Genomic DNA, 22762 nt, shown 5'->3' with positions numbered 1-22762 from the left:
AGGGAGGATTCTCCCTATCTGAGCGTTCAACCGTCGTCCGGCGGCCGCTTTCCATTCACAATTACCATCGTGCCGCGATCCGCTGATCCGCCGCGTCCATGGACATGATATGAGCGAAGAACGTCTGAACCTGGCCGATCTCAAGGCGAAAACCCCTGCCGACCTTCTGGCCATGGCCGAAGAGTGGGAGATTGAGAACGCCTCGACCATGCGCAAGGGCGAGATGATGTTCTCGATCCTGAAGGAACATGCCGAAGAGGGATGGGATATCGGTGGCGACGGTGTTCTTGAAGTCGTCCAAGATGGATTCGGCTTCCTTCGTTCGACCGAAGCGAACTATTTGCCGGGTCCGGACGACATCTACGTCAGCCCGGAAATGATCCGCCAGCATTCACTGCGCACTGGCGACACTGTCGAAGGCGTCATCCGCGCACCGGGAGAAAATGAGCGGTATTTCGCGCTGACCCGAGTCGAGCGAATCAACTTTGAAGATCCCGAGAAGGCGCGCCACAAGGTCGCCTTTGACAACCTGACCCCGCTTTACCCGAATGAGCGGCTCAAGATGGAAATCGAGGATCCGACGATCAAGGATCGTTCGGCCCGCATCATCGACCTGGTCGCCCCGATCGGCAAGGGCCAGCGTTCGCTGATCGTTGCGCCGCCGCGGACCGGCAAGACCGTGCTTTTGCAGAACATCGCGCATTCGATCGAGAAGAATCATCCCGAGTGCTATCTGATCGTCCTGCTGATCGACGAACGCCCCGAAGAGGTCACGGACATGCAGCGCTCGGTGAAGGGCGAGGTGATCTCCTCGACTTTCGACGAACCCGCGAGCCGGCACGTTGCAGTTTCGGAAATGGTCATCGAAAAAGCCAAGCGGCTGGTCGAGCATAAGCGAGATGTTGTGATTCTTCTCGATTCGATCACAAGACTTGGTAGGGCGTTTAACACCGTGGTCCCTAGCTCGGGCAAAGTCCTGACGGGTGGTGTCGATGCGAACGCATTGCAGCGGCCGAAGCGCTTCTTCGGTGCGGCACGGAACATAGAGGACGGTGGTTCGCTGACCATCATCGCGACCGCGCTGATCGACACCGGCTCGCGCATGGACGAAGTCATCTTTGAAGAATTCAAAGGGACCGGTAACAGCGAGATCGTCCTGGATCGCAAGGTTGCGGACAAGCGCGTCTTCCCGGCCATGGACATCCTGAAATCCGGGACGCGGAAAGAGGAACTGCTCGTCGAAGCGCGCGATCTGCAGAAAACCTATCTTCTGCGCCGGATCCTGAACCCCATGGGCACCACCGACGCCATCGAGTTCCTGCTTTCGAAACTGAAGCAGACCAAAAGCAACAGCGAATTCTTCGAATCGATGAACGCCTGACCGGCCGGAGGATGTTTTGGACACGATCTTTGCCGAGGCCACACCGCCCGGTCGAGGAGGCGTTTCGGTCGTTCGTTTGAGCGGCCCGGATTCGCATGCTGTCCTGCAAACCTTGGTCGGGGCCGTTCCAGAAGCACGGCGCGCCTATTTGCGCGCCGTCCGCGATGGGGATGATCTTATAGATCGTGCGCTGGTGCTGTGGTTCCCAGAGGGGCACAGTTTTACCGGTGAAGAAGTCGCGGAATTCCACCTTCACGGTGCCCCGGTCATTTCAACCCGCTTGGCTGAAGCTTTATTGGCACGCGGTTTGCGTCGTGCTGATGCCGGTGAGTTCAGCAAGCGCGCCTTTCTGAACGGGCGTATGGACTTGGCAGAAGCAGAAGGCTTGTCCGACCTTTTGTCTGCCGAGACGGAAGCCCAAAGAAAATTGGCAATGCGTACCGCAGATGGCGAACTCGGGCAAAAGGCGGACGAACTCCGCTCAAAGCTGATCCGTGCAGGGGCGCTGGTTGAGGCAAGTATTGATTTCGCGGACGAAGAGGTACCCGAAGAGGTCCCGGCCGAGGTCTATTCGCTTATCGATTCTGTGCGCCATGATATCTCGATGATGTTAAAGGCCTACCCAGCCACCGAGCGTCTTCGGCAAGGATATGAAGTAGCGATAATCGGCCCACCAAATGCCGGGAAATCCAGCCTTCTCAATCGGATAGCTCAACGAGAGTTCGCACTTGTGTCGGATATTGCCGGTACGACGCGTGACATTCTTGAACTGCGTACGGACCTGCGGGGCCTGCCAGTGACGTTTCTGGATACGGCTGGATTGCGGGAGAGCGCGGATCCGGTAGAAGCGATGGGTGTCAAGCGTGCGACGGAGCGCGCGGAGCAAGCGGATCTTAGGATACACCTATCCGAAAGTCCCGATGTGTCGACCCTGCGTGTGGATGGAGATTTTGTTGTCAGGTCCAAGGCAGACCTGGGCTTTGGCAACGGCATTTCAATTTCCTCCAAGACAGGGGAAGGAGTCGCAGAGCTTCTGGATATGGTTTACGATAGCCTAAGAGTTAAAGCAGCCGATTCCGGTCTGGTAGGTCATCGGCGCCAAGCGGAAGCACTGGAGCGCGCGCGCGACGCACTCGACATCAGCGCTGGAACTGAGCCGGAATTCTTGGCCGAAGCGCTGAGATCCGCAGTTCTCGGGCTGGCTTCAATGGTTGGACGAGTCGGGGCGGAGGATTATCTGGATGAGATCTTTTCCTCGTTCTGTATCGGAAAATAGGGTGTTTCACGTGAAACAGTTCGATGTGATTGTTGTTGGCGGCGGACATGCTGGTCTTGAGGCCGCAATGGCGGCTGCGCGTATGGGTGTCGCGACGGCGCTAGTGACATTGCGCGAGGACGATCTAGGCACAATGTCTTGCAACCCTGCCATCGGAGGGTTGGGGAAGGGGCATCTGGTGCGTGAAGTGGACGCACTGGATGGCGTGATGGGTCGAATCGCCGACAAGGCAGGGATTCAGTTTCGGTTGCTGAACCGACGGAAGGGTCCGGCAGTTCAAGGGCCCAGGGCCCAAGCGGATCGAAACATATATCGGCGCACTGCAAGACAGTTGGCGCTACTGGAACCGAATCTCGAGATTGTCTTGGGAGAGGTATCCCAAATCGTACATGCGATGGATCGTGTTGAGGGGATTAGGCTGGCGGACGGCCGTGAACTGGCATGTTCCCAAGTCATTCTCACGACGGGAACATTTCTCAACGGATTGATTCATATCGGTGAGGAGACGCGGACTGCAGGGCGTTGGGGTTCTGATGCGTCAGTTTCACTTGCCGCTTCTCTTCGCCCCTTGGGCCTGCCCCTCGGTAGACTGAAAACCGGGACACCTCCGAGGATTCTGAGATCAAGTATCGACTGGGATTCGCTTGAACAGCAGCCGGGTGACGACTGCCCCGTAATGTTCTCGTATTTGAGCGAGCGGCCCACCGCGAGGCAGGTCAGCTGCGCGATCACATATACTAATGAGCGTACACACAAGGCTATCCGCGATAACTTGGGTCTATCAGCCATGTACGGCGGACGCATCGACGGTGTCGGACCGAGATACTGTCCTTCAATCGAAGATAAGGTGGTGCGATTTGCAGAGAAAACTTCGCATCAGATATTCCTTGAGCCCGAGGGTCTCGATTCCGATTTGATATATCCTAATGGCATCTCAACCTCGTTACCCGAGGAAGTGCAGTATGAGTATGTAAGATCGATCCGAGGCCTGGAAGAGGCCGCAATCGTCCAGCCTGGTTATGCTGTAGAGTATGACTATGTCGATCCCCGGGCGCTGAGCTCTTCTTTAGAGGTCAAGGCCATGCCTGGTCTTTTCCTGGCAGGTCAGATTAACGGCACCACAGGATATGAAGAGGCAGCTGCACAAGGCCTTGTTGCAGGCCTCGGAGCCGCGCTTTGCTCTCAAGGGCGAGAACCCGTACATTTCAGCAGATCACAAAGCTATATCGGTGTGATGATTGACGATCTTGTAACCCGAGGGGTCAGTGAGCCCTACCGCATGTTTACGTCGCGCGCGGAATTTCGGCTGTCTCTTCGGGCCGATAATGCAGATCAAAGGCTTACACCGGTTGGAATTGAGATTGGTTGCGTGGGCTCGGACCGGCGGGAAAGTTTTGATTTCAAAATGGGGCGTTATAGAGCCGCGCGTAGGGTCGCGGAAGACCGCCAGTTTACCTCCCATGAACTTCGGCGACTTGGCTTGGATGTGCGGCAGGATGGGAGCAGGCGCAGCCTTTTTTCGCTGCTCGGGCAGCAGGAAATTGGGCGTGAAGTGGTGCTTTCCTTGGACACTGAACTCGCGCAAGTCGACGGATCCATATTGGATCAACTAGGGACCGATGCGCTCTATCAGCAGTACACCGATCGCCAAGAACGCGATGCCCAGCTGTTGCGTAAAGAAGAGGCTGTGGGCATTCCCGCGGATTTTGACTATGATTCACTTTCCGGGTTGTCCAATGAGCTGAAGGATAAGCTGAAGCGGGCACGACCAATCAATCTTGCTGCAGCATCGGCAATTGAGGGAATGACTCCAGCCGCGCTGACGCTTGTCTTGGCAGTATTGCGTTCAGACCGGCGTCGTGCAGTTTAATGACTGTTTCACGTGAAACAGATCCGCTCGAGAAGTATGCGGCCCTCATTCGCAAGTGGAACCCCGTAATCAATCTTGTCGCACCTTCGACACTGGACCAGGTGGAAAGTCGCCATATTGCCGATTGCCTGCAGTTGGTGACCATATCAGCCAAGGCGAGGGGCCCATGGCTTGACATGGGCAGCGGAGGGGGCCTTCCGGGGATAGTTTTGGCAATTCGCCGCCCAGATCTACCAGTGACTCTTCTGGAAAGTGATAAGCGTAAGGGAAGCTTTCTTCGCACAGTAGCGCGAGAACTGGAGCTTACCAACGTTCAGATTATTTCCGAGCGCATCGAGAGCGCCCGTCCGCTCTTTTCGAGCAACATCAGTGCGCGGGCGCTTGCCCCACTTCCTCTCCTGATGTCATATGTTCATAGACATCTTGATCCCAGGGGGCGGGCATGGCTTATGAAGGGGCGCAATTGGCAGTCCGAGGTAGAAGAGGCCCGCAAGATATGGAGCTTTCAGCTTAATGCTCATGAAAGCCATACTCATCCCGGTGCTGCAATTTTGGAACTAACGGATATCCGCTATGCCTGAAACACGCGTCATCGCCATTGCCAACCAGAAGGGCGGGGTCGGAAAGACGACCACTGCGGTAAATCTCGCGGCGGCATTGGCCGAAGCGGGACATCGGGTTGCGGTTATAGATTTGGATTCGCAAGGTAATGCGTCAACGGGGCTTGGTATTCCACCCGAGGAGCGCGACCGGACAACCTATGATCTGTTGATGGCCGAGACTAGTTTGGCTGAGTGCGTCATCCCGACCAAAGTGGATAACCTCAGTCTTGTCCCTTCAAGTCGGGACCTCGCCTCGGTCGACCTTGAAATGTCCAATCGCCAGGGCCGAACCCAACTTCTTCGTCGCAAGCTTCCCAGCACATCAGAATTTGAGTATTTGCTTATCGATTGCCCGCCGGCTCTTGGTCTGCTTACTGTGAACGCAATGGTTGGGGCAGGAAGTGTTCTCGTTCCATTGCAGGCCGAGTTCTATGCGCTTGAGGGGCTGTCCCAGTTGCTGATGACCGTCAGAGAGGTACGGCAAACTGCCAATCCAGACTTACGGATCGAAGGCGTGTTGCTGACGATGTCCGACAATCGAAACAATCTTTCGCAACAGGTCGAGGCTGACGCCCGGAATACGCTGTCCGGGTTGGTCTACAATACGGTAATCCCGCGCAATGTTCGCCTGTCTGAGGCGCCGTCGCATGCGATGCCGGTCCTGCATTACGATTCCAACTCTAAGGGTAGTCTAGCCTATCGAGAGTTGGCCAAGGAATTCTTGTCCAGACAATATGCGACAGCCTGAGGAGGAGCCCGTGTCAGAGAACAAGCTTGAGAAAAGAGGGCTGGGGCGCGGACTGTCGGCGCTGATGGCCGATGTAGATTTGATCCCTTCCGAAAGACCAATGCCGCGACAACTTCTACCCGTCGAACAGATTACCCCCAACCCAGACCAGCCGCGGCGCAGCTTTGCGCAGGAGGCATTGCAAGAACTGGCGGATTCGCTGCGTCAGCGCGGAATGCTGCAGCCTTTGATCGTGCGGCCACATCCCAGCGACCGTGGCCTTTATCAGATCGTTGCGGGTGAGCGCCGTTGGCGGGCTGCGCAACTGGCGCAACTTCATGACGTTCCCGTGATCGTTCGTGAACTGACCGACACAGAAGTTCTTGAAATTGCTATTGTCGAGAACATTCAGCGGTCGGATCTGAACGCGATCGAGGAGGCCGCGTCCTATCGCCAGTTGATGGATCGTTTCGGTCATACGCAGGAAAAGGTGGCGGAGGCTCTGAACAAGAGTCGCAGTCACATCGCCAACCTGCTGAGACTTCTCAACCTTCCGGAGCAAGTGCAAACTTGGTTGAAGGAAGGCAAGCTGACCGCAGGACATGCGCGTGCATTGATCACCGTGCCAAATGCGGTGGAGTTGGCGCGAAAGGTTATCGAGAAGAACCTTTCTGTGCGTGAGACAGAGGAATTGGTTCGCCGTCAGGTTGAGGCAGCGAAGCAGAAACCCGCCAGTCGTCGACCCGAGAAGGACGCTGATACCCGCGCGCTGGAGAGCGATCTTTCGGCCCACCTGAAGATGAAAGTCCAGATCAATCACTCCGGACAAGAGGGCGGGCAACTAGTTGTCAGCTACAAGGATCTGGATCAGTTGGACAAGCTTTGCCAAGCTCTCGGTAATTGATAAATCAATATTTGGTATATTACATATCTTATTTTTCTATATGTAGAAACCCCGGGATATCATCCCGGGGTTTTCACTTGATCTAGTCTGTTAGTGAAATCAGTTTGCGGGGGTCGAGCTGACGCCAACCTTGGCAGGTCGCAGCAGACGATCATGCAGCATGAAACCGTTGCCCATGACCTGGATGATGTTTCCGGCGATCGTACCCGGAACCGGGGCCTCGAACATCGCCTCGTGATGCTGTGGGTCGAACTTGTCACCGATTTCCGGTTTGATGACGACGATACCGTGCTTGGCAAAGACATTGCCAAGCTCACGCAAGGTCAGTTCGACACCCTCGATCAGCGCCGCCGATGCGGCGCGCTGGTCATCGTTGACGGTTTCAAGCGCCCGCGACAGGGCGTCATGGACCGGCAGCAAGTCACGGGCCAGGCGCGTGCCGCCATACTGTTCGGCCTCGCGGCGTTCCTTGTCTGCGCGCTTGCGGGCGTTTTCGGCATCCGCAAGGGCGCGCATGAACTTGTCCCGCAGGCCGTCGCGTTCGGCGATCAGCGCCTCGATCTCGGGCGAGGAGCCTTCCGTGTCCTCCGGCAGAGGTTCGGCAAAGTCCTCATCGTCAAGGGGGCTTCCATTCGGGTACTCGTTCGTCATGTCCTTCATCCTTTCCGGCCGGAGATGATCCGGCCGACGAGCTGCGCAGTGTAATCCACAATCGGCACGATACGTCCGTAGTTCAGCCGGGTGGGGCCGATCACGCCGACCGCGCCAACGATCTTTCGGTCGGCATTCATATAGGGTGAAACGACCAGAGATGAACCGGAAAGTGAAAAAAGCTTGTTCTCGGAACCGATGAAAATCCTGACGCCCTCGCCGTGCTCGGCCAGCTCAAGGAATTCGGCGATGTCGCGCTTGCGTTCCAGGTCGTCGAAAAGCGTCCTGATCAGGTCCAGGTCGGCAAGCTCATGGGCCAGCAGATTGCCACGCCCGCGCACGATCAGGCGCGGATCGGGGCCGTCGTCATTCCACATCGCAAGACCAGACGAGATCAGCTCGGCAGCGACCTGATCCAGTTGCTGGCGGCTGGCCTTGATCTCCTGCGATATTCCGTGACGCAGATCGGCCAGTGTGCGCCCCTCGGCGACCGCGTTCAGGAAGTTCGCGGCCTCGCGCATGGAACTCGCGGTATGCCCCTTTGGCGGAGAGAACACCCGGTTCTCTACCCGCCCGTCTGCAAAGACCAGCACCACCAGGGCACGATCGGGCGCAAGACTTACGAATTCGATATGGCGGACAGGGGCTTCCTGCTTCGGCATCAACACCAGCGACGCGCCGTGTGTCAGGGTCGACAGGGCGGTGCTGACGCGGTCCAGCATGGCCCCGGTATCGCCGCTTTCATTGCCGAGCGTCTCTTCGATTATCTCGCGGTCGGTGGTCGAGACAGGCCCGGCCTCCATCAGTCCATCAACGAAAAGCCGAAGGCCCAACTGGGTCGGCATTCTCCCGGCCGAGACATGTGGATGGTCCAAAAGCCCCAGATGCTCAAGATCCTGCATTACGTTGCGGATCGTGGCTGCGCTGACACGCTCGCTCATGTCGCGAGTCAGTGTCCGAGAGCCGACAGGCTCGCCGGTGGCCAGATAGGATTCGACGACGCGGCGAAACACCTCGCGCGAGCGGTCATTCAGGTCGGAAAGCAAGGCGGTTTCAGGCATGGCACATGTGCTTGGTCGTTCGCGGGGTTGCGGTCCGGGGGGGCCGACCTGTATTTGAACAGCAAAACCCCCGAAAGGAATGACCGATGCGACCTTCTGGCCGAAAATTAAGCGATATGCGTCCGATTTCAATCGAGACGGGCGTCATGCGCCACGCTGAAGGGTCCTGCCTGATCTCGTGCGGGCATACGAGGGTCCTGTGCTCGGCCACGATCGAGGACAAGGCACCGCCCTTTCTGAAGGGCTCGGGGCAGGGCTGGGTCACGGCGGAGTACGGAATGCTGCCGCGCGCGACCAATTCCCGCAACCGGCGCGAGGCGGCCAGCGGCAAGCAATCGGGCCGCACACAAGAGATCCAGCGCCTGATCGGGCGGTCGCTGCGCGCAGGTGTTGACCGGCGCGCCTTGGGTGAACGCCAGATCGTCATCGACTGCGATGTGATCCAGGCGGATGGTGGAACCCGCTGCGCCTCGATCACAGGGGGCTGGGTGGCATTGCGGCTGGCCGTGAACAAGCTCCTGACGGCGGGCGTCATATCCTCTGACCCGATCATGGACCATGTCGCGGCGGTGTCCTGCGGCATCTATGCCGGCCAACCGATCGTCGATCTGGACTATGCTGAGGATAGCGAGGCCGGTACCGACGGCAACTTCATCATGACCGGTGCCGGACGCCTGATCGAAGTCCAGATGTCCGCCGAGGGCGCGACCTTCTCGCGGCCCGAGATGAACCAGTTGCTGGACCTCGCCGAGGCCGGAATCGCCGAACTGGTTCTCGCGCAGAAAGAGGCCATCGTATGAGGAGGCTGACCGAGGGGAAGCTTCTTGTGGCGACCCATAACAAGGGCAAGCTGGAGGAGATCCGCGCCATGCTTGCCCCGCACGGGATCGACGTGACCTCGGCCGGAGAGTTGGGACTGGCCGAACCGGACGAGACCGAGACGACCTTTATCGGCAATGCCCGTATCAAGGCGCGCGCAGCGGTGCAGGCGACGGGGCTGCCTGTCCTGGCCGATGACAGTGGCATCACGGTTGACGGGCTGGACGGTGCGCCGGGCGTCTATACCGCCGATTGGGCCGAGACGCCCAACGGGCGCGATTTCATGCAGGCGATGACCCGCACATGGTCCGAACTTGACCAGCGCGACGTGCCCGAACCCCGCACGGCCCAGTTCCGCGCGACGCTGATCCTGCTCTGGCCGGATGGTCACGAGGAAATCTTCGAAGGTATTGCGCCTGGCCGCCTGACCTGGCCGCCGCGCGGGCAGCAAGGCCACGGCTATGACCCGATCTTCATTCCCGACGGTCAGGACCGGACCTTCGCCGAGATGACCGCGGATGAGAAGAACCTCATCAGCCACCGTGCCGATGCCTTCCGCAAGCTGGAGGCGGCCTGTGTCTAGGATCTCGACCGGCTCCCCCTTCGAAACGGCGCTCGGCTATAGCCGGGCCGTGGTCAAGGGGCCGTGGTGCTTCGTTTCGGGCACCACGGGCTATGACTATGCGGCGATGGCGATGCCCGACAGTGCCGCCGAACAGGCACGGAATGCCTTTGCCACGATCTTCGACACGCTTCGCAAGGCGGGATTCGATCCAGCCGACATCGTGCGTGTGCAATACACGATTATCGATCCAGCATTGGTGGAAGAAATTACCCCGGTTCTGGGCGAGGCGATGAAGGTTGCGTTACCTGCGGCCACGATGGTTGTCGCGGGGCTCATCAGACCCGAAATGAAGGTCGAGATCGAGGTAACCGCGTTCAAGGGATGACAGCCGCCACAATCACCGCACAATTGGATCCCATTGCCCAGGACTGGAGGGCGGGGGGGTTCGCGCTTTATGTCCATTGGCCATTCTGCGCCTCGAAGTGCCCATATTGCGATTTCAACAGCCATGTATCGGCGACTGTCGATCAGGGGCGTTGGCTTGCTGCCTATCGCAAGGAGTTGGCGCGGTTGGGGCAGGAATTGCCGGGCCGGGTGCTGAACAGCATCTTCTTTGGCGGTGGCACGCCCAGCCTGATGGCCCCCGAGACGGTCGCGGGCGTGATCGAGGCTGCCCGTGCCGAATGGCCCTTTGCCAACGACATCGAGATTACGCTGGAGGCGAATCCTACCAGCGTCGAGATGGGACGCTTCCGCGCCTATGCCGATGCAGGGGTGAACCGCGTCTCGATGGGGGTGCAGGCGCTGAACGACGACGACTTGAGGCGATTGGGCCGGATGCATAGCGTGGCAGAGGCGCGGGCCGCCTTCGACATTGCGCGGGATTGCTTCGCGCGCGTCAGCTTTGATCTGATCTATGCCCGCCAGGACCAGGACCGGGCCCATTGGAGGCGTGAGTTGACCGAGGCGCTTGGAATGGCTGTCGACCACCTCTCGGCCTATCAGCTGACGATCGAGCCGGGGACCGCTTTTGGTGCCCGCCATGCCAAAGGAGGCTTGAAGGGGTTGCCGGACGACGATCTCTCCGCCGACATGTATCAGGACACGCAAGAGATCTGCGCCGCCGCTGGAATGCCGACCTATGAGATTTCGAATCACGCCAGGCCGGGCGCCGAAAGCCTTCACAACCTGATCTATTGGCGGCAGGGGGACTGGGCAGCCGTAGGGCCCGGCGCGCATGGCCGCCTGACGCTGGCCAATGGACGCTGGGCGACCGAGGCGCATCGCGCCCCCGGTGCCTGGCTGGAGGCGGTTGAGGCGCGGGGCACCGGCGACAGCCTGCGCGAATGCCTGTCCCTGTCGGATCGCGCCGTTGAATATCTGCTGATGTCACTTCGTCTGACCGAAGGGCTGGAAGTGCCGCGATATCTGGCCCATGGGGCAAAGCTGCCCCAGGGCAAGCTTGCCGACCTGATCGGCCTTGGACTGGTCGAGCAGCGCGGAGACCGGCTTGCCGCGACAGCGGCGGGCAGGCCCGTCCTGAACGGCATCCTGCGCGAACTGGCCGAATGATGCGCCTGCTGTGGCTTGCCCTTGGCTGGCTTTCGCTGACGGTGGGCGTCATTGGCGCGATTCTGCCCGTGATGCCGACCGTGCCTTTCCTTCTGGTCGCGGTCTGGGCCTTTGCCAAATCCTCGCCCCGGCTGGGCGCCCGGATCATGCGGCACCCGACCTTTGGCCCGCCGATCCGGGCGTGGCGAAAACGGGGCGTGGTTGGGCGCATGGCCAAGATCTGGGCCACCGTGGCGATGGCCTGCGGGGTGGGATGGTCGCTTTATTTCGGACTTGATCCGCGCATTGTCGTCGCCCAGGCGCTGGTCTGCAGCGCGGTCGCACTGTGGCTGGTGACGCGGCCAGAATCCTGATCCGGCGATACAACCTTTTGCCCACTTGTGTGTTTTCGGCTGCGGAGCAAACTGCGCTCACTGGTGCCGTTCAAGGCCCAGGGTCTATTCGGAGGGAGGACCATGAGCGACACTTCCGGGGTGAAGATCCACCCCGCCGTTGATAACGGCATCAAGCCGGCCAAGGCCGGTTTCGCGGGCGGTGAACTTCACTGCAAATGCGCATCCAATCCGGTGCGCGTCGCGGTCAAGGCACAGACTGCGCATAACCACGTCTGTGGCTGCACCAAATGCTGGAAACCCGAAGGCGCCATCTTCTCGCAAGTCGCTGTCGTCGGCCGCGACTCGGTCGAGGTGCTGAGCGGTGCCGAGAAGCTTGAGATCGTCAACAAGGACGCTCCGATCCAGCGCTATCGTTGCAAGGATTGCGGCGTGCACATGTACGGCCGGATCGAGAACAAGGAACACCCGTTCTACGGTCTCGACTTCGTCCATACCGAGCTTTCCGACCAGGACGGCTGGGCGGCGCCGGAATTTGCAGCCTTCGTCAGCTCGATCATCGAATCCGGTGTCGATCCCAGCCGCATGGCTGGCATCCGCGCGCGCCTGCGCGAACTGGGGCTTGAGCCCTATGATGCGCTTTCGCCGCCCCTGATGGACGCGATCGCGACGCATATCGCCAAGAAATCCGGCGCACTCGCGGCTTGACGATTGCCGTTTTGGCCGCGACAGGGGGTCGGTCATACCGGCCCCCAAAGCCATGGCCACCCGCGCGTTAGGGTTCGGTTATGACAAGACATTCAGCAGGCCAATCGGCCAGGACGCAAGGAGATTATCGATGAGAACACGTGCAGCCGTCGCGCTCGAGGCCGGCAAGCCGCTGGAAGTCATGGAGGTCAATCTCGAAGGGCCGAAGGCCGGCGAGGTGATGATCGAAATCAAGGCCACCGGCATTTGCCACACCGACGAATTCACCCGCTCGGGCGCCGACCCCGAAGGCCTTTTTCCCGCGATCCTGGGCCATGAAGGCGCCGGCGTCGTGGTCGAGGTCGGCCCCGGCGTCACCTCGGTCAAGGTGGGCGACCATGTGATTCCGCTTTATACGCCCGAGTGCCGCCAATGCGCCTCGTGCCTGTCGGGCAAGACCAACCTGTGCACCGCCATCCGCGCCACCCAGGGCCAGGGCCTGATGCCCGACGGAACCTCGCGCTTCTCGATGCTGGATGGCACGCCGATCCATCACTACATGGGCTGCTCCACCTTCTCGAACTACACCGTGCTGCCCGAGATCGCGGTCGCCAAGGTGCGTGAGGACGCGCCCTTCGACAAGATCTGCTACATCGGCTGCGGCGTGACCACCGGGATCGGGGCCGTCATCAACACCGCCAAGGTCGAGATCGGCGCGAAAGCCGTTGTCTTCGGTCTGGGCGGCATTGGTCTGAACGTCATCCAGGGCCTGCGCCTTGCAGGTGCCGACATGATCATCGGCGTCGACCTGAACAATGACAAGAAGCCCATGGCCGAGCATTTCGGCATGACCCACTTCATCAACCCGAAAGAGATCGAAGGCTCGGTCGTGCAGGAAATCGTCAACATGACGAAGACCCCGTTCGACCAGATCGGCGGCGCCGATTACAGCTTCGACGCGACCGGCAACACCAAGGTCATGCGCGATGCGCTGGAATGTACCCATCGCGGCTGGGGTCAGTCGGTCATCATCGGCGTGGCGGCAGCGGGCGCCGAAATCAGCACCCGTCCGTTCCAGCTGGTGACGGGCCGCGTCTGGAAGGGCACGGCCTTTGGCGGGGCCCGTGGCCGCACCGACGTGCCGAAAATTGTCGACTGGTACATGGACGGCAAGATCGAAATCGACCCGATGATCACCCACACGATGCCGCTGGATGACATCAACAAGGGCTTCGACCTGATGCATTCGGGCGAATCCATCCGCTCGGTCGTCCTTTACTGATCGTAAACGGCTGCTTAGTTAAAAGGACGGCGGGGCCGCTGGTCCCGCCGTCGCCATGAGGAAATAAGGAGCAGGCCGATGCGTCACCAATGGCTCGATGATGACGATGACGACGACGATGAGGACGATCGCCCGCAGAAAGGCGAAAAGGACGAAGGTCTTGGCTTGCCCGAGGGGGACAAGATCGGCAAGCTCTACTTCAAGTCGCGCACGGTGATCGTCGCCGGTGCGATCAACGACAAGCTGGCGCAGCGCACCGTCGCCCATCTGCTGGCTCTGGCCGAGGACAGCGACCAGCCGATCAACATGCTGATCTCCTCGCCCGGCGGGCATGTGGAATCGGGCGACATGATCCATGACGTGATCAAGTTCATCCGCCCCACCGTCCGCACCATCGGGTCGGGTTGGGTCGCCTCGGCCGGTGCGCTGATCTTTGTCGCGGCGAAAAAGGAAAACCGCTTCTGCCTGCCGAACACGCGCTTCCTGATCCACCAGCCCTCGGGCGGGATCGGCGGCACCTCGTCCGACATGATGATCCAGGCCGAGCAGGTTCGCCTGATGCGCGACCGGCTGAACCACATCTTTGCCGATGCGACCGGCCAGCCGGTCGAGCGGATCGAAAAGGACACCCAGCGCGACTTCTGGCTGAACACTCAGGAAGCGCTGGACTATGGACTGCTGGGCAAGGTGATCCGGTCGGTGGACGAACTGAAATGACGGCGGGCGGGATCCTGATCCGTCCCGCCACGCTTCAGGACCGGGATGCGATCTGGTCGATTCTCGAACCGGTCTATCGGGCGGGCGAGACCTATTGCATCCCCACCGACATCTCGCGAGATGAGGCGCTGGCGGATTGGTTCGCCGCGCCTTTTTCCGTCTTCGTGACCGAGTTTCAGGGGATGGTGCTTGGCACCAGCCATGTCGGTCGCAATCGCCCCGGCCCGGCAAGCCACGTCGCCAATGCCAGCTTCGCCACCCATCCGGACGCACGGGGCAGGGGTATTGCGCGGGCGTTGGTGACGCATGCCAAGGACTGGGCGCGCGACCAGGGCTTTCGGGCGATGCAATTCAACTTCGTGGTCGCGACCAATTCCGATGCTGTCCATTCCTGGCAGCGCGCGGGGTTCGAGATCGTCGGCCGGCTGCCGCGGGCATTCCTGCATCCCCGGCTGGGCTATGTCGACGCGCTGGTGATGTTCCAGGATTTGGCCGCGGATTGATCCGCGGCGGTCAGTCCATCTGCCGCATCCACGCGTGGCCGAACTGGATATAGAAAATCGTGTCCTCGGGGCCTTTGGCGACATCCAACCCCGCATCGATGCCCATCTTGCGCGCGATGCGATAACGGAAGCCCGCGCCATAGGTCCATATCCCGTCCTCGGCGTGAAACAGGCGCGAATCCTCGACATGGGTTTCGCCATAGCCGCCGAAGACCACTCCGGCCCAGCGGGGGGTGAACTGTCGCCTCAGCTCGATTTCCGAGGTCAGTGCGCTGTCCCCGGAATAGCGCCCGTGCTGGACCCCGCGCAGTGCCACGCTGGGCGCCATGAAGAAGGGCGCGCCGCTGCTGACCGCGTCATATTCCGTCAGGATGCCAAAGGACCAGGCATCCCCGAACTCGGTAAAGCTGGTGACCACGGCGGACAGGTTGTTGAAATCCGCATCGCTGCCAATGGCGTCGTCATAGCGGTCGAATTTCAGGACCGCGTTGATCCCGCTTGTAGGAGAGACAGGGTTGTTGCGCGTGTCGTAATGCAGCGAGGCGCCCAGCGAGATATATTGCTGCGGGTCGATCACGTCGTTGATCGCGCTTCGCACGCGGCCGCCCAACTCGGTTTCTTCCTCGGACCCGCCCAGCGAGATTTCAGTATGGCGATAGGTCAGGCGCGGGCCCAGCCAGAAGTTCGTTTCACCAAGCTTGAACCGTGCCGCCGCAATCCCCCCAAAGACCGAGTTGTTGTAATCGACCGAGCGGTCCAGCCCGAAGGGGAAGATCGGCAGCGTGATATCCGCCCCACCGAAGGCAAGCTGATAGCGCGCCTTGCCTTCGCGGAACTGACCCGTCCTCATGATGCCGCCCGCCTTGGAATCGTTCCCCGTCAGGGCAAGCCCGACCATCGTGCGCGCGCCCTGTCCGCCCGGACCCAGCGCGCTGTTGATGAACTGGCCGACGACGCCGAAGCCACCCTGAACGGCGGGCTCGGTGATAATGACCGGGATCGGGATGAAGCCGCCCCGCGCCAACAGGGCCGAGGCATCGAACATGTGGTCGTCAGGGTCGACGAAGATCGAAAAGTCGAACGCGTCCGCCGCGTCCGCTGAAAGCGAAATCACGAAAGCTGAAGCGAAACCAAGGAATGCGGACGACCGGGGCAGAGTGGACATGGTAGACCTTCCCGCTGTTGGCGCGCCTCAAGGTAGCATGCAGACGGTGGACAGCACGGGGTAATTGCGGTTTTCTGCGCGCCGTGTCCTTGGGGTCACGCCCACGCAGCCGCCCGGCCATTTGTTGCAGAAACGCCGATTGCCGATTGCCGGCCGGTCGCGGAATTGCTTTCCAGCACGTCAGAGCAACCGTTTCGCTTGAAGGGAAAGACCGATGAAGTTCGAAACCGTTTCCGAGAACCGCAGTTTTGGCGGCATCCAGGGCGTCTATCGCCACCAGTCCGAGGCCACGGGCACGACGATGACATTCGCCGTCTACCTTCCGCCGGCTGCCGAGCACGGCAAGGTTCCGGTCCTGTGGTACCTGTCGGGCCTGACCTGCACGCATGAAAACGCAATGACCAAGGCCGGGGCGCAAGAATGGGCCGCTGAATACGGGATTGCGTTGATCTTCCCGGACACCTCGCCGCGCGGCGAGGGCGTGGCCGATGACGAAGCCTATGACCTTGGTCAAGGTGCGGGCTTTTATGTCGATGCGACCCAGAAGCCTTGGGCACCGCATTTTCGCATGTGGCACTATGTGACGCATGAACTGCCCGAACTGGTCTTCTCGAACTTTCCGCTGGACCGCGAGGCGCAGGGAATCACCGGGCATTCCATGGGCGGCCACGGCGCGCTGACCATCGCGATGACCATGCCCGAACGCTACAGGTCCGTCTCGGCTTTCGCGCCCATCGCGAATCCGTCGGATTCCGACTGGGGCCGCAAGCAGTTCACCGCCTATCTGGGTGATGACCACGCCGCCTGGGAGAGCCACGACGCAAGCGTCCTGATGCGCGAGCGCGGTTATCCGGGCGAGGTCCTGATCGACCAAGGGGCGTCGGACCAGTTCCTGGACCTGCTGAAGCCCGCGTCTTTGGCCCAGGCCATGATCGAGCGCCGCCAGCCCGGCGAATTCCGGATGCAGAAAGGCTATGATCACAGCTATTTCTTCGTTCAGACCTTCGTCGCAGACCACATCCGCTGGCATGCGGAACGGTTGGGCTGATACCGCCACAGGGGAATTCCACTGTCTTTTTCGCAGGTGGAATTCCCTCCCGGATTACCTTGATTCCCTAAGACTTTAGTTTGGCGAAGCGGTCGGCTTCGTTGACGCAGGGGCGCGCGGACAGAAACACTCCCCGAGGAGGGCCACCCCGCGAATGAGGAGTCGCGCTGGCCTACAAGCGGAGGGAAATTCATGAAGAATTTGATGAAGGGCGCCGTCATGGCGTTGCTGCTGTCCGGCACCTCGGCAATGGCCAATGACAGCGTTCTTGCAGAAATCGCAAAGCCCGAACAATGGGCAATCCAGACGGGTGACTATGCCAACACCCGCTATTCCACTCTGGACAAGATCAACAAGGACAACGTCAAGGACATGCGCGTGGCATGGACCTTCTCGACCGGCGTACTGCGCGGTCACGAAGGTTCGCCGCTGGTGATCGGGGACGTCATGTTCGTCCACACCCCGTTCCCGAACAATGTCTTTGCGCTGGACCTGAACGACAACGGCAAGATCCTGTGGCGTTATGAGCCGCAACAGGATCCGAACGTGATCGCGGTCATGTGCTGCGACACCGTCAGCCGCGGTCTTGCCTATGCAGATGGCATGATCCTGCTGCATCAGGCGGACACCACGCTGGTGGCGCTGGACAGCAAGACCGGTGAGGTCAAGTGGTCGGTCAAGACCGGCGATCCGGCAGTTGGCGAAACCAACACCGCGACCGTTCTTCCGGTCAAGGACAAGGTCATCGTCGGTGTCTCGGGCGGCGAATACGGGGTGCGCGGTCGTGTGACCGCCTATAACCTCAAGGACGGCACCGAAGCGTGGAAAGCCTATTCCACCGGTCCGGACGCAGAAATGCTGGTCGACCCCGAAAAGACCACCGTGCTGGGCAAGCCGATCGGCAAGGACAGCTCGCTGAGCAGCTGGGAAGGCGATCAGTGGAAGATCGGCGGCGGTACCACCTGGGGCTGGTATTCCTATGACCCGGACCTGAACCTGATCTATTACGGGACCGGCAACCCTTCGACCTGGAACCCCTCGCAGCGCCCTGGCGACAACAAGTGGTCGATGACCATCATGGCCCGCGACGCCGATACCGGTATGGCCAAGTGGTTCTACCAGATGACGCCGCATGACGAATGGGACTTCGACGGGGTCAACGAGATGATCCTGACGAACCAGCAGATCGACGGCAAGGACCGCAAACTCCTGACCCACTTCGACCGGAACGGCCTTGGCTATACGCTGGACCGTGAATCGGGCGAACTTCTGGTGGCGCAGAAATATGATCCGGCGGTGAACTGGACCACCGGCGTGGACATGGATCCCAAGTCCGAGACCTATGGCCGCCCGGCCGTGGTCGCGGAGTACTCGACCGAACAGAATGGCGAGGATACCAACTCGACCGGCATCTGTCCGGCGGCCCTTGGTTCGAAAGACCAGCAGCCGGCGGCCTTCTCGCCCAAGACCAACCTGTTCTACGTCCCGACCAACCACGTCTGCATGGACTACGAGCCGTTCCGCGTCGCCTATACCGCGGGCCAACCCTATGTCGGTGCGACCCTGTCGATGTATCCCGCGCCGAACAGCCATGGCGGCATGGGTAACTTCATCGCCTGGGACAACACCAAGGGTGAGATCAAGTGGTCGCTGCCTGAGCAGTTCTCGGTCTGGTCTGGTGCCTTGGCGACTGCGGGCGACATCGTCTTCTATGGTACGCTGGAAGGCTATCTGAAGGCTGTGGACTCCGAAACGGGCAAGGAACTCTACAAGTTCAAGACCCCGTCGGGCATCATCGGCAACGTCATGACCTATGAACATGGCGGCAAGCAGTATGTGGCCGTGCTGTCCGGTGTCGGCGGCTGGGCAGGCATCGGCCTTGCGGCTGGCCTTACCAACCCGAACGAAGGTCTGGGTGCCGTGGGCGGTTATGCGGCTCTGTCGCAATACACCGAACTGGGCGGCCAGCTGACCGTGTTCGAGCTGCCCGGCTGACCTCATACTTTGGTGCCGAATACCAAACTGTGACTCGAAATGGGCCGTTCCAAGGGTAACTTGGAGCGGCCCTGTCCTTTCAAAGGACGGAGTAGGGAGGAAGATTCATGAACAACAGAACGACCGCCAGACTGATGGCGATCTGCGTCGCATGTGCGACCGTAGCCATGGCCCAGACGGCCGTTGGGCAGGACAATACGACGCCTCCGGCACAGGCCGGGGCAGGTGCTGCCGCCGCGACTTCGGGGAACGCCCCCGCGGCAGAAGCACCCGCCGAAACCGCCGAGGTGAAGGCCGAGGGGGGCAAGCTGGTCCTTCCGAACGGCCAGGACATGACCCCGGACCATCAGGAGAACGGACGCTGGTACAATGCCGAGGGCATTCCCACGTTCAAGATGTCCGAGGATGGGACGATCGATTATGCCACCTTCTCTGGCTATCGCCGCTATTCGGCGGAATGCCATGTGTGCCACGGCCCGGATGGAGAAGGTTCGACCTATGCGCCGGCGCTGAAGAACTCGGTCCTCAAGATCGACTATTACCAGTTCCAGGAAATCGTCGCTTCGGGCAAGCAGGACGTGAACACGGCCGCGAACCTGGTCATGCCCGCGTTCGGCACCAACAAGAACGTCTGGTGCTATATCGACGACATCTATGCCTATCTGCTGGCCCGCGGGACGGGCGATCTGCCGCGTGGCCGCCCGGCCAAGAAAGAGGCCAAGCCGGACGATTTCGTGACCCAGGAAAACTCGTGCATGGAAGGATGATGGGACACCGTCTTCTTCCAGCCGTTCTGGCGACCTGCTGCCTCGTGGCTTCGGCTGCGACGGCGCAGGTCGCCGACCTGCGCTCGCATGGCGAATTCCGCGTCTGCGCCGACCCCGCGGCCGTTCCGATGTCGTCCGAGGATGGTTCGGGTTTCGAAAACAAGCTGGCCAGCTTCGTCGGGGACCAGCTTGGCCTGCCGGTGACCTATACCTGGTTCCCGCAGGGTTCGGGTTTCATCCGCAAGACCCTGCGCGCTGGACTTTGCGACGTGGTCATGGGCTATGCTCAGGGCGATGAGATGGTGTTGAACACCAATCATTACTACACCTCTGCCTATGGCATCGTGACGCGCAAGGACAGCAAGCTGGCCTCGGTCGACATGCTTGAGGATCCTGCGTTGAAGGGCCAGCCCATCGGCGTGGTGGCGGGGACGCCCCCTGCGAGCAACCTGGCGCGGGCGGGCCTGGCCAAGGACATGCGCGGCTGGGACCTGTTCGTCGATCGCCGCGTCGAAAATCCGGTTGGCGACATGCTGTCCAAGGTTAAATCGGGCGAGCTTGCCGCTGCCGTCCTTTGGGGGCCGATGGCGGGACCGCTGATCAAGAACGATTCTGATCTGCAATTCACGCCGCTGCTGAAGGAAACGACCGGTCCGAAGATGTTCTATCGCATCACGATGGGCGTCCGGCCGGGCGAGGACGCGTGGAAGCGCGAATTGAACAGTCTGATCCGGCGCAATCAGGACCAGATCGACGCCATCCTGCGCGAGGCAGGGGTGCCGATCCTGGACGACTATGGCAAGGGGCTGAAGCCATGAAATTGGGGGCCTTGGCTGCACTGATGTTGCTGGCCGGGCCCGCGCTGGCACAGGATGCCCCTGTGCCCGAGCCGCAGGACTATCATGGCGAGCCCTATCGCTCGGCCGTGCCGGCGACGCTTTCGGGTGCCCGGGTCGTGGATACGGCGCAGGCAATCGCCCTGCATGATCAGGGCGTGCCCTTCATCGACGCCATGCCGCGCAAGAAGCGTCCCGACGGCCTACCCGAAGGGACGATCTGGAACGCGCCACCGCATATGACCATTCCCGGCGCGCTGTGGCTTTACGATACCGGGTATGAACGGATTTCCCCTGAAGAGGCTGAGCGGCTGGCGCAGGGTCTTTCGCGGGCCACCCATGGCGACAAAGCGGCGCCCGTGGTGCTGTTCTGTCGCTCCGATTGCTGGATGAGCTGGAATGCCGGCAAGCGCGCGGTGCAGTTGGGTTACACCGGGGTCGCCTGGTATCCCGAGGGCAGCGACGGTTGGCAGGCTGCCGGGCGCGAATTGGTTACGGCTGACGCCCCGTGAACGCTCCGAAGGCGCGGGGGCCGTCGGGAAGCTCGATCTCGCGCGTGATCTTCAGTGTCGCGGCATCGATCCAGACCAAGGTGTTCGAATCCCAATGCGCGACGACGACGCCCGAGCCGTCGGGCAGCGGCGCGATCCCTTCGGGATAGTCGCCTGTTTCCAGGGTGTCCAAGACGGTCAGGGTTTGCGGATCAAAAACCGTGACGGTGCCGGCATATTGGTTGGTGACAAATCCGCGCCCGCCGGCAAACGCGACACCATAGGGGTGGCTACCGGTCGGAACCTGACCAATCTTCTGACCCGCGACAGGATCGACAACACTGACGGTGTCGCTTTGCACATCGGCGGTCCACAGCTTGCCGTCATGGAACAGGACCGCGTAGGGGTGCTTGCCGACCGGCACGGTCGCCAGGCGCTTTCCCGTTCCGGCATCCAGGATCGAGACCTGATCGTCGTCCCGATCCGCAGTCGCCACCAGCTTGCCATCGGTCGCAACCCCGGCGGGGGCCTTGCCGGTCGAGGCGGTCCACAGGACGTTCAGATCCTTGTCCAGGCGCAGCAGGCGCGACTGATACCATTCGGTCACGAAAAGCCCGCCATCGGGGGCCAGCGCGATGCCGAAGGCACCCTCCGGCAAGGGCAGGGTGCGGACCACTGCAGCCTTGTCGTCCAGCACCGTCAGAAGCCCCGTCCCCGCCGAGATGACATAGGCGCGGCCATGTTCCGGATCGAAGGCCACGGGGGCGGGGGCGCCGGGCACCGGCGTCTCGGCCATGACCTGCCCGTTCTGCAGGTCGACCAGGCTGACAACCTCGGCATTCTGCGAGGTCACGAAGGCCAGATCGGCGGCGACGGCAGGGAAGGTGCAAACCATCCCCGCCAGCGCCAGCCGGATTGCGTGGCGGATCATTCCGCCTTGCCGAACCTTTCGGCCAGCGCGTCCAGCCCGGCCTGATAGATACCGCCCACCGCCTTGAGCGCGGCGTCGTCGTTCTGGTCCGGTGGGGGGTTGTTGTTCGGGAAACCGCGATAGAATCCGGCGCGCCAGGTGACCGTGGCTTTGCCGCCCTCATCCTTGACGCAAAGCGTCGAGGCATAGTTTGTCACTGGCAGCACCGCGACATCGACATTCTCGATCCGGTAGGCATAGCAGCGCTTGTCGGGCTGCCATTTCGACAGGATTTCGGTGATCGTCGGATCGCCCGCATCGGCTTTCAGATGCAGGACGCGTTCGGATTTCTCGGGCTGGTCGACCGAGCCGTCGCCTTTCAGTTCGGTCTTGGCAATGCCGGGATGCCAGCTCATGTCTTCGAACTTGCCGATTGCGGCCCAGACCTCGTCAGGCGAGGCGTTCAGCTTTTGGTCCAGTTCCAGCTTCAGCCGCACAGGACCATGCGCCTGGGCCGCGCTTGCCAGCGCCATCGTGGCGCCCAGGGTGATGGCCAAAAATCGGTTCATCCGTTCAGTCTCCTCGCAATGGGTGCCCGGGC

25 protein-coding genes are annotated in these 22762 nt (G+C 60.9%); 20 read left to right on the top strand and 5 right to left on the bottom strand.

Going from position 1 to position 22762, the window contains the following annotated elements:
- Positions 1–109 precede the first annotated feature (109 nt).
- The 6 genes from rho to RM190_RS12700 are packed head-to-tail and all read left to right on the top strand — an operon-like array spanning position 110 to position 6760.
- A complete protein-coding gene (rho, locus tag RM190_RS12725) occupies positions 110–1381 on the top strand; it encodes a transcription termination factor Rho (protein WP_311759827.1) in 1272 nt (423 codons plus the stop codon).
- Between the two features lie 16 nt (positions 1382–1397).
- Complete coding sequence (gene mnmE, locus RM190_RS12720) at positions 1398–2657, top strand: tRNA uridine-5-carboxymethylaminomethyl(34) synthesis GTPase MnmE (protein ID WP_311759826.1); 1260 nt, start codon at positions 1398–1400, stop codon at positions 2655–2657.
- Positions 2623–4527, top strand: coding sequence for a tRNA uridine-5-carboxymethylaminomethyl(34) synthesis enzyme MnmG (mnmG, locus tag RM190_RS12715; RefSeq protein ID WP_311759825.1), 1905 nt, complete (start codon positions 2623–2625; stop codon positions 4525–4527). Before mnmE ends, mnmG begins: the two co-directional genes overlap by 35 nt.
- Entirely contained in the window at positions 4527–5108 is a 582-nt protein-coding gene (rsmG, locus tag RM190_RS12710) for a 16S rRNA (guanine(527)-N(7))-methyltransferase RsmG (RefSeq protein ID WP_311759824.1), read from the top strand. The genes mnmG and rsmG overlap by 1 nt, the downstream gene beginning before the upstream one ends.
- On the top strand, positions 5101–5877 hold the full coding sequence (locus tag RM190_RS12705) for a ParA family protein (protein ID WP_311759823.1): 777 nt from the start codon (positions 5101–5103) through the stop codon (positions 5875–5877). Before rsmG ends, RM190_RS12705 begins: the two co-directional genes overlap by 8 nt.
- A gap of 10 nt (positions 5878–5887) precedes the next feature.
- Positions 5888–6760 (top strand): ParB/RepB/Spo0J family partition protein, encoded by an 873-nt coding sequence (locus RM190_RS12700; RefSeq protein ID WP_311759822.1) that lies wholly within the window; start codon positions 5888–5890, stop codon positions 6758–6760.
- 99 nt (positions 6761–6859) lie between these two features.
- Here RM190_RS12700 and RM190_RS12695 read toward each other — a convergent pair whose 3' ends face one another.
- Positions 6860–7411 (bottom strand): nucleotide exchange factor GrpE, encoded by a 552-nt coding sequence (locus RM190_RS12695; RefSeq protein WP_311759821.1) that lies wholly within the window; start codon positions 7409–7411, stop codon positions 6860–6862.
- Between the two features lie 5 nt (positions 7412–7416).
- Positions 7417–8472, bottom strand: coding sequence for a heat-inducible transcriptional repressor HrcA (gene hrcA / locus RM190_RS12690; RefSeq protein WP_311759820.1), 1056 nt, complete (start codon positions 8470–8472; stop codon positions 7417–7419).
- A gap of 86 nt (positions 8473–8558) precedes the next feature.
- Here hrcA and rph point away from each other — a divergent pair, with 86 nt between their 5' ends.
- The 9 genes from rph (at position 8559) to RM190_RS12645 (ending at position 14949) form a co-directional block, all read left to right on the top strand.
- A complete protein-coding gene (gene rph, locus RM190_RS12685; RefSeq protein WP_311759819.1) occupies positions 8559–9272 on the top strand; it encodes a ribonuclease PH in 714 nt (237 codons plus the stop codon).
- Positions 9269–9874 (top strand): RdgB/HAM1 family non-canonical purine NTP pyrophosphatase, encoded by a 606-nt coding sequence (gene rdgB / locus RM190_RS12680; protein ID WP_311759818.1) that lies wholly within the window; start codon positions 9269–9271, stop codon positions 9872–9874. Before rph ends, rdgB begins: the two co-directional genes overlap by 4 nt.
- The gene (locus tag RM190_RS12675; protein ID WP_311759817.1) at positions 9867–10241 is read left to right on the top strand and encodes a RidA family protein; all 375 of its coding nucleotides are present in this window, start codon (positions 9867–9869) and stop codon (positions 10239–10241) included. Before rdgB ends, RM190_RS12675 begins: the two co-directional genes overlap by 8 nt.
- Positions 10238–11428, top strand: coding sequence for a radical SAM family heme chaperone HemW (gene hemW, locus RM190_RS12670; protein WP_311759816.1), 1191 nt, complete (start codon positions 10238–10240; stop codon positions 11426–11428). Before RM190_RS12675 ends, hemW begins: the two co-directional genes overlap by 4 nt.
- Positions 11425–11781 (top strand): YbaN family protein, encoded by a 357-nt coding sequence (locus tag RM190_RS12665; protein ID WP_311759815.1) that lies wholly within the window; start codon positions 11425–11427, stop codon positions 11779–11781. Before hemW ends, RM190_RS12665 begins: the two co-directional genes overlap by 4 nt.
- A gap of 102 nt (positions 11782–11883) precedes the next feature.
- Positions 11884–12468 carry an S-(hydroxymethyl)glutathione synthase gene (gfa, locus tag RM190_RS12660; RefSeq protein ID WP_311759814.1) on the top strand — a complete coding sequence of 195 codons (585 nt, stop codon included), beginning with the start codon at positions 11884–11886 and terminating at the stop codon, positions 12466–12468.
- Between the two features lie 130 nt (positions 12469–12598).
- A complete protein-coding gene (locus tag RM190_RS12655; RefSeq protein ID WP_311759813.1) occupies positions 12599–13729 on the top strand; it encodes an S-(hydroxymethyl)glutathione dehydrogenase/class III alcohol dehydrogenase in 1131 nt (376 codons plus the stop codon).
- Between the two features lie 78 nt (positions 13730–13807).
- Entirely contained in the window at positions 13808–14446 is a 639-nt protein-coding gene (locus tag RM190_RS12650) for an ATP-dependent Clp protease proteolytic subunit (RefSeq protein WP_311759812.1), read from the top strand.
- Entirely contained in the window at positions 14443–14949 is a 507-nt protein-coding gene (locus RM190_RS12645) for a GNAT family N-acetyltransferase (RefSeq protein WP_311759811.1), read from the top strand. The genes RM190_RS12650 and RM190_RS12645 overlap by 4 nt, the downstream gene beginning before the upstream one ends.
- 10 nt (positions 14950–14959) lie before the next feature.
- On the opposite strand, the gene RM190_RS12640 is transcribed toward RM190_RS12645, so the two are convergent.
- Complete coding sequence (locus RM190_RS12640; RefSeq protein ID WP_311759810.1) at positions 14960–16114, bottom strand: BamA/TamA family outer membrane protein; 1155 nt, start codon at positions 16112–16114, stop codon at positions 14960–14962.
- Between the two features lie 214 nt (positions 16115–16328).
- Here RM190_RS12640 and fghA point away from each other — a divergent pair, with 214 nt between their 5' ends.
- The 5 genes from fghA to RM190_RS12615 all read left to right on the top strand — a co-directional run bounded on the left by fghA (position 16329) and on the right by RM190_RS12615 (position 21272).
- Positions 16329–17162 carry an S-formylglutathione hydrolase gene (gene fghA, locus RM190_RS12635; protein ID WP_311759809.1) on the top strand — a complete coding sequence of 278 codons (834 nt, stop codon included), beginning with the start codon at positions 16329–16331 and terminating at the stop codon, positions 17160–17162.
- A 192-nt stretch (positions 17163–17354) separates the two neighbouring features.
- Positions 17355–19157, top strand: coding sequence for a methanol/ethanol family PQQ-dependent dehydrogenase (locus RM190_RS12630; protein ID WP_311759808.1), 1803 nt, complete (start codon positions 17355–17357; stop codon positions 19155–19157).
- Positions 19158–19264: 107 nt separating this feature from the next.
- Positions 19265–19924, top strand: coding sequence for a c-type cytochrome, methanol metabolism-related (locus RM190_RS12625; protein WP_311759807.1), 660 nt, complete (start codon positions 19265–19267; stop codon positions 19922–19924).
- On the top strand, positions 19924–20742 hold the full coding sequence (locus RM190_RS12620) for a substrate-binding domain-containing protein (protein WP_311759806.1): 819 nt from the start codon (positions 19924–19926) through the stop codon (positions 20740–20742). The genes RM190_RS12625 and RM190_RS12620 overlap by 1 nt, the downstream gene beginning before the upstream one ends.
- Complete coding sequence (locus RM190_RS12615) at positions 20739–21272, top strand: PQQ-dependent catabolism-associated CXXCW motif protein (RefSeq protein ID WP_311759805.1); 534 nt, start codon at positions 20739–20741, stop codon at positions 21270–21272. The genes RM190_RS12620 and RM190_RS12615 overlap by 4 nt, the downstream gene beginning before the upstream one ends.
- Here RM190_RS12615 and RM190_RS12610 read toward each other — a convergent pair.
- A complete protein-coding gene (locus RM190_RS12610) occupies positions 21253–22182 on the bottom strand; it encodes a YncE family protein (RefSeq protein WP_311759804.1) in 930 nt (309 codons plus the stop codon). The genes RM190_RS12615 and RM190_RS12610 overlap by 20 nt on opposite strands.
- On the bottom strand, positions 22179–22730 hold the full coding sequence (locus RM190_RS12605) for an SRPBCC family protein (RefSeq protein ID WP_311759803.1): 552 nt from the start codon (positions 22728–22730) through the stop codon (positions 22179–22181). Before RM190_RS12605 ends, RM190_RS12610 begins: the two co-directional genes overlap by 4 nt.
- Positions 22731–22762 lie beyond the last annotated feature (32 nt).

The sequence above is a fragment of the Paracoccus broussonetiae genome (genome assembly GCF_031854425.1).
GTDB classification, from domain to species: Bacteria; Pseudomonadota; Alphaproteobacteria; order Rhodobacterales; family Rhodobacteraceae; genus Paracoccus; species Paracoccus broussonetiae.
The sequence above is the reverse complement of the archived record's forward strand: the minus strand, read 5'-3'. Positions and strand labels throughout refer to the sequence as shown.